General features: G+C 37.3%; 18 protein-coding genes and 1 pseudogene. 18 read left to right on the top strand and 1 reads right to left on the bottom strand.

What is annotated here, in order from left to right; all coding sequences use genetic code 11:
* A pseudogene (locus tag BM227_RS08495) lies at window positions 1-219 on the bottom strand (IS1380-like element ISSlsp1 family transposase); the annotation flags it as partial.
* 122 nt (window positions 220-341) lie between these two features.
* On the opposite strand from BM227_RS08495, the gene BM227_RS08490 reads away from it, so the two are divergent.
* From BM227_RS08490 to BM227_RS08405, 18 genes are all read left to right on the top strand, one after another.
* On the top strand, window positions 342-1,535 hold the full coding sequence (locus BM227_RS08490; RefSeq protein ID WP_218147933.1) for a TonB-dependent receptor plug domain-containing protein: 1,194 nt from the start codon (window positions 342-344) through the stop codon (window positions 1,533-1,535).
* The gene (locus BM227_RS08485; RefSeq protein ID WP_092912967.1) at window positions 1,535-2,056 is read left to right on the top strand and encodes a YfiR family protein; all 522 of its coding nucleotides are present in this window, start codon (window positions 1,535-1,537) and stop codon (window positions 2,054-2,056) included. The genes BM227_RS08490 and BM227_RS08485 overlap by 1 nt, the downstream gene beginning before the upstream one ends.
* The gene (locus BM227_RS08480; protein ID WP_092912965.1) at window positions 2,046-4,397 is read left to right on the top strand and encodes a putative bifunctional diguanylate cyclase/phosphodiesterase; all 2,352 of its coding nucleotides are present in this window, start codon (window positions 2,046-2,048) and stop codon (window positions 4,395-4,397) included. The genes BM227_RS08485 and BM227_RS08480 overlap by 11 nt, the downstream gene beginning before the upstream one ends.
* Window positions 4,398-4,670: 273 nt before the next feature.
* Complete coding sequence (gene rpsJ, locus BM227_RS08475) at window positions 4,671-4,988, top strand: 30S ribosomal protein S10 (protein WP_092912963.1); 318 nt, start codon at window positions 4,671-4,673, stop codon at window positions 4,986-4,988.
* Window positions 4,989-4,991: 3 nt separating this feature from the next.
* Complete coding sequence (gene rplC / locus BM227_RS08470; RefSeq protein ID WP_092912961.1) at window positions 4,992-5,570, top strand: 50S ribosomal protein L3; 579 nt, start codon at window positions 4,992-4,994, stop codon at window positions 5,568-5,570.
* Entirely contained in the window at window positions 5,567-6,181 is a 615-nt protein-coding gene (gene rplD, locus BM227_RS08465) for a 50S ribosomal protein L4 (RefSeq protein WP_092912959.1), read from the top strand. The genes rplC and rplD overlap by 4 nt, the downstream gene beginning before the upstream one ends.
* A gap of 1 nt (window position 6,182) precedes the next feature.
* Window positions 6,183-6,464, top strand: coding sequence for a 50S ribosomal protein L23 (locus tag BM227_RS08460; protein ID WP_092912957.1), 282 nt, complete (start codon window positions 6,183-6,185; stop codon window positions 6,462-6,464).
* A gap of 10 nt (window positions 6,465-6,474) precedes the next feature.
* Window positions 6,475-7,305: a 50S ribosomal protein L2 gene (gene rplB, locus BM227_RS08455; protein WP_092912955.1), complete on the top strand. Its 831-nt coding sequence runs from the start codon at window positions 6,475-6,477 to the stop codon at window positions 7,303-7,305.
* A gap of 11 nt (window positions 7,306-7,316) precedes the next feature.
* Entirely contained in the window at window positions 7,317-7,598 is a 282-nt protein-coding gene (gene rpsS / locus BM227_RS08450; RefSeq protein ID WP_092912953.1) for a 30S ribosomal protein S19, read from the top strand.
* 10 nt (window positions 7,599-7,608) lie between these two features.
* Window positions 7,609-7,935: a 50S ribosomal protein L22 gene (rplV, locus tag BM227_RS08445; protein ID WP_092912951.1), complete on the top strand. Its 327-nt coding sequence runs from the start codon at window positions 7,609-7,611 to the stop codon at window positions 7,933-7,935.
* Window positions 7,935-8,636, top strand: a complete 702-nt coding sequence (gene rpsC, locus BM227_RS08440; protein WP_092912949.1) for a 30S ribosomal protein S3 — start codon at window positions 7,935-7,937, stop codon at window positions 8,634-8,636. The genes rplV and rpsC overlap by 1 nt, the downstream gene beginning before the upstream one ends.
* A 2-nt stretch (window positions 8,637-8,638) precedes the next feature.
* A complete protein-coding gene (rplP, locus tag BM227_RS08435; protein WP_092912947.1) occupies window positions 8,639-9,064 on the top strand; it encodes a 50S ribosomal protein L16 in 426 nt (141 codons plus the stop codon).
* A complete protein-coding gene (rpmC, locus tag BM227_RS08430; RefSeq protein ID WP_092912945.1) occupies window positions 9,051-9,242 on the top strand; it encodes a 50S ribosomal protein L29 in 192 nt (63 codons plus the stop codon). Before rplP ends, rpmC begins: the two co-directional genes overlap by 14 nt.
* A 10-nt stretch (window positions 9,243-9,252) precedes the next feature.
* A complete protein-coding gene (gene rpsQ / locus BM227_RS08425) occupies window positions 9,253-9,510 on the top strand; it encodes a 30S ribosomal protein S17 (protein ID WP_092912943.1) in 258 nt (85 codons plus the stop codon).
* Window positions 9,507-9,875, top strand: a complete 369-nt coding sequence (gene rplN, locus BM227_RS08420) for a 50S ribosomal protein L14 (protein WP_092912941.1) — start codon at window positions 9,507-9,509, stop codon at window positions 9,873-9,875. The genes rpsQ and rplN overlap by 4 nt, the downstream gene beginning before the upstream one ends.
* Entirely contained in the window at window positions 9,875-10,111 is a 237-nt protein-coding gene (gene rplX / locus BM227_RS08415) for a 50S ribosomal protein L24 (protein WP_092912939.1), read from the top strand. Before rplN ends, rplX begins: the two co-directional genes overlap by 1 nt.
* A gap of 1 nt (window position 10,112) precedes the next feature.
* Window positions 10,113-10,664: a 50S ribosomal protein L5 gene (rplE, locus tag BM227_RS08410; protein WP_092912937.1), complete on the top strand. Its 552-nt coding sequence runs from the start codon at window positions 10,113-10,115 to the stop codon at window positions 10,662-10,664.
* Window positions 10,657-10,842, top strand: coding sequence for a type Z 30S ribosomal protein S14 (locus BM227_RS08405; RefSeq protein WP_092912935.1), 186 nt, complete (start codon window positions 10,657-10,659; stop codon window positions 10,840-10,842). Before rplE ends, BM227_RS08405 begins: the two co-directional genes overlap by 8 nt.
* Window positions 10,843-10,918: the final 76 nt, after the last annotated feature.

The following is a 10,918-nucleotide window of genomic DNA, read 5'->3' as shown; positions in this document are numbered from 1 at the left end:
ATCAAGTACACGACCACTGCTGTGAAGCATTAGAATCAAAGGATATATGAACTCAAATGGATCGTACCCATTTGGATGTTTAGCCAAGGGAATGTTTGTATTACAAAGGTGTTCAAGATTCATACCTTTTAGGTATTCACCAAATATTGCTACACCTGCTCTTGGTGTTAATTTCTCATTTGTTGTTTCAATATCAAAGCTTAATATAGTTTGTGGCATAATTTCCTTCCGTGTTTGAAAAAGTTACACCCATTGGGTGAAAGTTTTAGGTGTAACTTTTTCGTTTGTAAATACCTAATTATAGAGCAATTTGGCTTGTTGTCTAATTTGGTATGGATTTATTGGGGTTAACAGAAAAATGGTCAAGCTACACTAATTTAAGATATAGAGAGTATATTGCCGGTACTGAGATAAGATTGTTTCCATATACTATTTTAGAACATGATTTTTCTACATCAGATAATCCTGATGATGATCTTATAGTAGGTTTGCATATAAAAGAAGAAAATATTAAATTTTCACAAAGATTTAATTATAAAAGTGATTTTCAAGATGTAAAAATAGTTGCAGAAGCAGCTTACTCCAGACCTATAGATAGCTACTATCAGCAATATGTTATAAGTATGGGAGATGAGCAAAATATTTCCACTAATCTTGGTCCTTATGGAGAAGAGTTAAGAGGTGATTACAATATCATAAAAGAGGGAATTGATAGAAAAAGATGGGCTTGTGCTGTCGAAGATATGTTATTTTTGAATCCAAAATTCATAGTTGTCGGTGGAGTAAGGTATGACAATTATAGCGATTTTGGATCTAACTGGAGTTATAAAGCCTCTCTTTTATATAAAGCAAATATGAAAAATAGTTTTAAGTTCCTTTTTCAACACGCTTTTAGAGCACCATCATGGTTAGAGCTGTACTCTATAACTCCTATTGACTTTAAAGGAAACTCTTCACTTAGTCCAGAAGTAATAGATACTTATGAAGCAGGATGGGTGTTTTACCCTGGAATAAGTAGTAAAATAAAGATAAATGGGTACTATTCTAAAATTAGTAATACTATTGTTAAAGCCAATGGAGAGTATGAAAATGGAGGAGATATAACATTGCAAGGTTTTGAAGCATCTTGGGATAAAGTAACAGATGATGCATGGCAAATAGGTCTAAATTATAGCTATACATATCCAAAAGATGAGAATGGCAATGAACTACCTCTAATAGCACATCATCTCATAAAAGTTGATGCAATAGTTCCAGTAACAGATGAGTGGAGAGTATCGACAACTGCTTTGGGTGTTAGTTCTCGTTCAAGAGAAGAGGGAGATTTAAGAGAGAAATTAGATGGGTACATTGATGGAGCAGTTTCTGTTGCATACAAGACAAATAAAAATATGGAAATATGGGTAAAGTGCAATAATATATTTGATTCAGATATTCGATATCCATCAGAAATAAATAGTGCAGGATTCTACTATGTAGATGATCTTCCAAGATATGGTAGATTTTGGTCTTTTGGAATAAAAAAGAGTTGGTAATGAGACTGTTTTTATTGTTTTTTATAGTGGTAACGGTTTTTGCATTTGAGAGTATGGTACAAGAAAAGGTGGTAACTCTTGAGGCGAAATTGTTTCCTAAAATTGTAAAAATTGATCTTAACTATAAGAAGAAGCTTATTGATGGTAAAATTCTTATGGCTTTGGTTTACGATACAAAAAAAAATGAAAAGTTGGCTGAAATTTTTAAAAAAGCTATTGAAAATAGTAATGATTCGGAAATAGAGATTGTGCTACTGCCTCTTGATAAAATATCGAAAAATTTTACTGCTTATGTTCTATTTCTAAATCCATATAATGTGAAACATTTTTTAAAAAAAGAACAGAATGATAAATTGGTATTTGCTTATGACTCATTTTTATTGTCCAAAGGAGCAATGATCTCTTTGGATATTGGAGAAAAAGTAAAGCCAATTATAAATATACATGCTTTAAAAAGATCAGGAATAAAGATAAATCCATTATTTGTAAAGCTCTCAAAGGTGTATAGTGATGAATATTAATCTAGCACCAAAATCTCTTAAGTCACTACTGCAACTAGTTGCTTATATTTGGATATTTTTATTTATGATTTGGTCTTTTTTTAATACATATGGAACATACGATCTTCTTAAAAAAGTTGAAGAAAAGTCAATAATAAATATAGTTAAAAACAGCTTGGAAGAGATAAGTATAGCTATAGAGCTGGGAATGGAAGAAGAAGCAAAAGATAGAGTTAATGAAATTATACAATCTCTTCCAAATATAAAGCATATTGTTTTCAAGTCTAACAATAAGTCATATGAGTTTGGAAAAATTGATCCTAGTATGGCATATAAAGAGTTGAATTTTGACATAAAGTACCAAAATAAAAAAGTTGGCGCATTAAAAGCATATATAGTATTTTCTAATGCAAAAGTTCTGTTTCAGCGCTATGTATGGAGTATAGTAATCTTTTTTTCAATTTTTGGTTTATTGACATTTATATTGGTTTATTACATAAATAGCTCGCTTAAAAGACTTTATGAATTATCTACATATCTTGAAAATCTATCATTAAAAGCTCCAAAACCTGTACCTATAAAAGGGAAGTATAAAGAGGTTAAAACAATTATAGAAGCAATTAATGCATTGATTAAACGAATATCTGAACATATGAAAGCATTAACTATAGCTTCAAGTAAACTAAAAGAGAATCAATTTTATCTTTTGGAGGCTCAAAAGATTGGGCATATTGGAAGCTGGGTTTATATACCTGATAAGGACTATTTTAAAGCCAGTAGTGAGTTGTATAGAATATTAGGTAGAAACTTTAAAGAGAAGATGGAGTGGAAAGACTTTGTTGGATATATAGAAGAGAAGAGTGAACAGTTTTTACATATGATTGATGAATCCATAAAAAATTGTACCAAATTTGAAATGATAATCTCTTTTAAAAATGAACTTGGTAAAAAAGTAATTTTAAAAACAGTTGTAAATGCAAAAAAGTATGGTAGTAGTGAGGTTAAGTTAATAGGTGTCTCTTTAGATATTACAGATATGGAAAAGGCAAAAGAAGAGATTAGTTATTTAGCAATGCATGATACACTGACAGGGTTGGTAAATCGAGCTATGCTTAAAGAGCATTTACAGCTACTTATAAATGAAGCCAAACGTAAAAAAGAGAGTGAGTTAGCTATTTTATTTATAGATTTGGATCATTTTAAATTGATAAATGATTCTTTGGGACATGAAGTTGGTGATGCACTACTGGTAGAATTGGCAGAGAGGATTAACAATAATATAAGATCAGAAGATATAGCTGCAAGAATTGGTGGTGATGAATTTGTTGTTGTAATGTTTGATATTCAGAGCAAAGAAGATGTAATGTTGGTTGCAAATAAATTGCATAATTTAATCTCAAAACCTTTTTATCCATTAGGTTATGAAGTCATGATTACTTCAAGTATTGGAATTTCATTTTATCCTGAACATGGAAAAAGTGTTGATGAATTATTACGTTTTTCAGATATGGCTATGTATCAGGCCAAAGAAAAGGGACGTAACGGAATTATAATCTTTGATAATAGTTTTGCGAAAAACATAGATGATCAGCAGATGTTGGAGCAAGATTTAAGATATGCATTAAAAAATGATCCTCAACAGATAGTCTTATATTTTCAGCCAAAAGTTGACCCTACAAATGATAAGATAATTGGAGCTGAAGCTTTGGTTCGTTGGCATCACCCAAAAAAGGGTGTACTATCTCCAGCACATTTTATTGAATTAGCTGAAAGTACAGGACTTATTTTGCCACTGGGTGAAATAGTATTAAGAAAAAGTATGGAGCAGGTTAAAAGGTGGGAAGGAACGGTTTTTGAAAATTTAATTTTGGCAGTAAACCTGTCAGGAAGACAGTTTCAAGATAAAAATCTTGAACCACTATTAAGAAGTTTAGTAGATGAATATAAAATTGATCCAGGTAAAATAGAGTTAGAAATTACTGAGTTAACATCTATGACAATGGTTCATCATACTATTAATGTTTTACATAGAATTCGTTCTATTGGTTATAAAATAGCAATAGATGATTTTGGCACGGGCTACTCATCGTTAGCTTATTTACGGGATTTTCCAATATCTACTATTAAAATAGATCGATCATTTATTATGAATATAGAAGAAGAGCAAAAAAGTATAACAATTGTAAAACTGATCATTGGAATGTCTAGAACATTAGAGTTTACTGTAGTTGCTGAAGGTGTTGAAACTATAAGACAAAAAGAGTTGCTTAAATCTTATGGAGTAGATTTGATACAGGGATATTTTTACAATAAGCCACTGCCATTAAAAGAGTTTGAAGAATATGTGCTCAAAACTAACTGATAAAACCAAAAAAGTCTAAAAGATAAAATAGTAACTATAAAGTTCCAATGAATTAAATAGTTATATTAAATTTATGGAAAGAGAAATTATCAATAATTGTAAAGAAGTAATGCTATGGTTTCCTTATGAAAAGGAAATAAATTTCAATAGATTTTTTATAAAATGCCTAAAAATAGTTGATTTGTTAGTAATTTTTGAGTATAATCTTGGCTCCAAAAAGCGTTGGTGGATGCAAAATCCATATACCAACAAGTTCTTTTAAGGGAAAAACCTATGGAAAAAATTCGACTTAAGCTCAAAGCGTACGATCATCGTGTGCTTGATCGATCAGTTGCTGCAATCGTAGAAGCAGTCAAGCGAACAGGAGCCGAAATACGCGGCCCAATTCCTATGCCTACTAAGATCAGACGCTATACAGTGCTCAGATCACCTCATATCAATAAAGATTCACGCGAACAATTTGAAATCAGAATTCATGCACGTATGATAGATATTGTATCTGCTACACCTGATACAGTTGATTCGTTGATGAAACTTGATCTGGCACCAGAAGTAGACGTCGAAGTACGATCTATGGGTAATAAGGGGTAACGGATGGAATTCATCGTAGAAAAAATCGGCATGAGCCGAACAATCAATGTACCGAGTATCCCTGTCACGCTTCTAAAAGTGCAGGATATCAAAGTGTGCGAGATCACTGAAGACGGTCGCGCTATTGTTGCTTATGCAAGTGGTAAAAAGCGCAATAAAGCTATCGAAGGTCAGCAGAAAAAGTATGGGCTAAGCCCAGAATATAACAAATTTGCGACAATTAAAGTAGCTAATACAGAAGCTGGTGATCTTGATTTAACACCACTTACTGAAGCTAAAAAAGTTAAAACAACTTTCAAAAGCAAAGGTCGCGGATTTGCAGGTGTTATGAAGCGATGGAACTTTGCTGGTGGTCCAAGAAGCCACGGTTCACGTTTCCACAGAGCACCTGGTTCAATTGGTAACTGTGAATGGCCTGGACGCGTACAGCCGGGACAAAAAATGCCTGGTCACTATGGTAATGCGACTGTTACTGTTAAAAATGAGATCGTATCGTTCGATCCGGAAAGCAAAATCCTTGTAGTTAAGGGTGCAGTTCCTGGACCAAACGGCGCGATGGGTCGAGTAAGGATTTCTAAATGAGTACAGCAGTAGTTTTAAATGAAAACCTGGAAAAAGCGGGAGACGCTGAAGTTCCTGCAAGCTTCCTTGAAGCAAGCGCACATAACTTATATCTTTATGTCAAGTCATATCAGGCAGCACTACGTGCAAACACTGCACACAGCAAAAACCGCTCTGCTGTAAGTGGTGGCGGTAAAAAGCCTTGGTCTCAAAAGGGACGTGGCGGTGCCCGAGCTGGTTCTATCCGAAGCCCGCTTTTTGTCGGTGGTGGTGCAGCGTTTGGACCAAAAGCAAACCGCAACTATGACCAAAAAGTCAACAAAAAGCAAAAAAAGCTTGCTTTGAAGCATGCATTGGCAGAAAAAGCAGCAAATGGCAAACTATTTATTGTTGACAACATCGAAGTTGCAAGCGGAAAAACAAAAGATGCTGCAGCAATGATGAAAAAACTTGGCGAGCGTGATGCTCTGTGGGTAAAGTCTTTGATCGATGACAAAACCTATATGGCATTTAGAAATCTTCCGAACTGTTATTTGATCGAAGAGAATGAACTCAACGGCTATCTTGCAGCAGCGTATCACGCGGTTGTCATTGAGAAAGCGGTTTGGGAAAATCTGACAAAAGAGGGCTAAGATGGCAGATATTACAGATATCAAATCAATCGTTTATACTGAAAAGACATTGGGCCTTCAGGAAGAGGGTGTCATTGTGGTTCAGACATCTCCGAAAGTTACAAAAAATCAGCTAAAAGCGATTTTTAAAGAGTATTTCGGTGTGAACCCTTTGAAAGTCAACTCTCTTCGCCAAAGCGGTAAAGTAAAGCGTTTCCGAGGAAAAGAGGGGAAACGTGCAGATTTCAAAAAGTTCTATGTGAAGCTACCGGAAGGTGCTAACATTGAGAGCTTGAGCGCGTAAGGGATAGGCAATGGCAATTAAAACATATAAACCGTATACACCTAGCCGACGCTATATGAGCGTCGTTGACAGTAGCGACATTACATCTAAACCAACTGTTCGCAAACTGTTGAAAAAACTTCCGGCTAAAGCTGGACGTAACAATAATGGACGTATCACTTCTCGCCATAAAGAAGCGGGTGCGAAAAAACTTTATCGTATCATTGACTTCAAACGAAACAAATTTGGCGTTGAAGGTACTGTTGCAACAATCGAGTACGATCCATACAGAAACTGCCGTATCTGCCTTATCAACTATGCAGATGGTGACAAACGCTACATCCTTCAGCCAAGTGGCTTGAAAGTTGGCGATAAAGTTCAAGCGGCAGAGTCAGGTCTTGATATTAAACCTGGTAACGCTATGAAGTTGAAAAACATCCCTGTCGGTACACTTGTACACAACATTGAGATGAAGCCTGGTAAAGGTGGACAGCTTGTACGAAGTGCCGGCGGATATGCTCAGATTATGGGACGTGAAGACAAATATGTCATCATTCGTATGCCTAGTTCTGAAATGCGTAAAATCCTCGGTGAATGTATGGCTACAGTCGGTACTGTTGGAAATGAAGAGTTTGCAAATATCGTAATCGGTAAAGCTGGTCGCAGCAGACACCTTGGTATTAGACCTCAAACTCGTGGTTCTGCAATGAACCCTATCGATCACCCTCACGGTGGTGGTGAAGGTAAAACAAACTCTGGCCGTCATCCGGTAACTCCATGGGGTATGCCGACTAAAGGCTTTAAAACACGTCGTAAAAAAGCCAGCGATAAACTGATCATTTCACGACGCAAGAAAAAATAAGAGGGTAAGACATGGCAAGATCGATTAAAAAGGGTCCTTTTATTGATGAGCATTTGATGAAAAAAGTGCTTAAAGCAAAAGAGACCGGTGATAATAAACCAATCAAAACATGGTCACGCCGAAGCACCATCTTCCCGGAGATGATCGGTTTGACTATTAATGTTCACAACGGACGTCAGTTCGTTCCTGTATATATTACAGAGAACCATGTCGGTTACAAACTTGGTGAGTTTGCTCCGACACGTACATTCAGAGGCCACAAAGGCTCTGTCCAGAAAAAGATCGGGAAGTAAGGGATAGATAATGAGTAAAGCAACATTGAAATTTATTCGACTCAGCCCGACAAAAGCACGCCTTATTGCTCGAGAAGTACAAGGAATGAATGCAGAACTTGCCCTTGCAAGTCTTGAATTTATGCCTAACAAAGCAGCAAAAGTAATTTCTAAAGTTATCGCTTCAGCGGTTGCTAACGGCGGTTATGAGCCTGAAGAAGTTGTAATTTCTTCATGCCGCGTCGATAAAGGACCTGTTTTGAAGCGTTGGAAACCGCGTGCACGTGGTCGTGCATCACGCATCATGAAACCAACATCTCACGTGATCGTCGAAGTCACAGAAGCGAAGGATAAGTAATGGGTCAGAAAGTCAATCCGATTGGTTTGCGCCTGGGAATTAACCGAAACTGGTCATCTCGCTGGTACCCTAACTGGCAGCGCGTTCCTGCATTCATTGCAGAAGATGACAAAATCCGCAAGTTCCTTAAAAAAGAGCTTTACTATGCGGGTATCGCAGATATTATTATAGAGCGTACTGCAAAGCGCCTTCGCGTGACTATCGTAGCAGCACGCCCTGGTATTATCATCGGTAAAAAAGGTTCTGATATCGAAAAATTGAAGACTCGTCTTCAAAATATGGTTCAGAAGCCTGTTGCTCTAAATATTCGTGAAGAGAAGCGACCACAAGCTTCTGCACAGCTTGCTGCTGAAAATGTAGCAACTCAGCTTGAGCGACGTGTAGCATTCCGTCGTGCAATGAAAAAAGTTATACAAGCAGCACAAAAAGCTGGTGCAAAAGGTATTAAAGTTCAAGTAGCTGGTCGTCTTGGTGGTGCAGAGATGGCGCGTACAGAGTGGTATCTTGAGGGACGAGTTCCATTGCATACACTTCGTGCAAAAATCGATTACGGTTTTGCTGAAGCTCATACTACTTACGGAATTATCGGTGTTAAAGTATGGATCTTCAAAGGTGAGGTTCTTCAAAAAGGAATCCAGCCTGATCCTGTAGAAGAGAAACGCGGTAGCCGTGGACGCGGTCGTGGTCGAGGGAGGAACTAATTATGTTAATGCCTAAAAGAACAAAATACCGAAAGCAGCAAAAAGGACGTAACCGCGGAAAAGCATACCGTGGTAATCAACTTGCTTTCGGAAGTATCGGAATCAAAGCAATCGAAGCTGGTCGAATTGACAGTCGTCAGATCGAAGCGGCTCGTGTTGCTATGACTCGTCACGTAAAACGTACAGGTAAAGTATGGATTCGTGTATTCCCAGATAAACCAATTACTGCAAAACCACTCGAAACGAGAATGGGTAAAGGTAAAGGTTCAGTAGATAAGTGGGTTATGAATGTAAAACCTGGCCGTATCATTTATGAAATGGCTGGTGTTGAAGAGAAGCTAGCAAGAGAAGCGTTGACGCTAGCGATGCACAAACTCCCTTTCAAAACAAAAATTGTAACGCAAGAGGCTAGCAATGAAATATACTGAGATTCAAGATAAAAGCTTGCAAGAGCTTGAAGGGATGTTGAAAGAGAAGAAGATGGAGCTGTTTGAGCTTAAGCTTAAGCTCAGAACAATGCAGCTTTCGAACCCAAATGAGATTCGTGCATGCAGAAAAGACATTGCACGCATCAAGACTGCCATTAGTGCGCAGAAGAATGCATAAGGATTAGATTATGGCGTCTCATAAACGTATTATTCAAGGAACCGTTATCAAAAAAGCGGGTGACAAAACGGCGACAGTATTGGTAGAGCGCCGCGTTATGCACCCTCGCTACCACAAGACGGTAAAACGCTTTAAAAAATATCTCATCCATGATGAGAAGAATGCAACTAAAGTGGGTGATGTGGTTACAGCGATCGAGTGCCGACCGATCTCTAAAACCAAGTCATTCCGCCTCAAAGAGATTGTAAGCTCAGGAGTCGGATCATGATTCAAAGTTTCACTAGACTAAATGTCGCTGACAACAGCGGTGCTAAAGAGATCATGTGTATTAAGGTTCTCGGTGGTAGTAAACGACGTTATGCAAGTGTAGGTGACGTTATTGTTGCTTCTGTAAAAAAAGCACTTCCTAACGGAAAAGTGAAAAAAGGTCAAGTTGTCAAAGCAGTAGTTGTCCGAACAAAAAAAGAGATCCAAAGAGAAAATGGTTCTCTTATCAGATTCGATGACAATGCAGCTGTTATTCTTGACAACAAAAGAGAGCCTATCGGTACACGTATTTTTGGTCCTGTAAGCCGTGAAGTTCGTTATGCTAACTTCATGAAAATTGTATCGCTCGCACCGGAGGTTCTATAATGGCTAAGAAGTTCAAAATCAAAAAGGGCGATACTGTAGAGATTATCGCCGGAGATGACAAAGGCAAAAAAGCAGAAGTTCTTCAAGTTCTTCCTAAAAAAGATGCCGTTATCGTTGCAGGATGCAAGGTTGTTAAAAAGGCTGTTAAGCCAACTGAGCAGAATCCTGAAGGCGGTTTCGTTAACAAAGAGATGCCTATTCACATCTCCAACGTACGCAAAGTAGAAGGTGCATAAGATGTTGAGACTCAAAGAGAAATTCAATGAACTCAAGCCAGTATTACAAGAAGAGCTTGAGCTTAAAAACCCAATGTTGATACCTTCACTAGAAAAGATTGTTATCAGCGTTGGTTGCGGTAATGATGCAAAAGATACAAAGCTTGTACAAAATATTGCTGATACCATAACAGTAATTGCTGGTCAAAGAGCGATGATTGTTCCTGCTAAAAAATCTGTTGCAGGATTTAAAGTACGTGAAGGAATGCCTGTAGGTGTTAAAGTAACATTACGTGGCGATATGATGTATAATTTCCTTGACAAACTCATCTCTATTGCACTTCCACGGGTTAAAGACTTCCGTGGTGTTCCTCGCAATGGATTTGATGGTCATGGTAACTACAACTTTGGTTTGGATGAGCAGCTTATGTTCCCAGAAGTTGAGTATGACAACATCATTAAAACACATGGTATGAATATTACGATTGTCACAACAACTGACAGTGACAAAGCGGCATTCTTACTTCTTGAGAAGCTTGGTATGCCTTTTGCAAAAGGACGACAAAATGGCTAAGAAATCGATGATTGCTAAGCAGAAGCGAAAACCTAAATTCAAAGTCCGTGCATATACTCGATGTAGTATCTGCGGACGACCACACTCAGTTTACAGAGATTTTGGTATTTGTCGTATCTGCCTTAGAAAGATGGGTAGTGAAGGTTTGATTCCAGGAATGAAGAAGGCAAGCTGGTAATCTCAGCTTATTTAAAACAAAAGAGAGCGGCATTGCCGCCTCTTAAATTTAATTCAATAAATAAAAAGGATAATGC

The sequence above is a fragment of the Hydrogenimonas thermophila genome (assembly GCF_900115615.1).
Classification (GTDB): Bacteria; Campylobacterota; Campylobacteria; order Campylobacterales; family Hydrogenimonadaceae; genus Hydrogenimonas; species Hydrogenimonas thermophila.
This window is presented reverse-complemented; position numbering and strand designations above follow the sequence as displayed.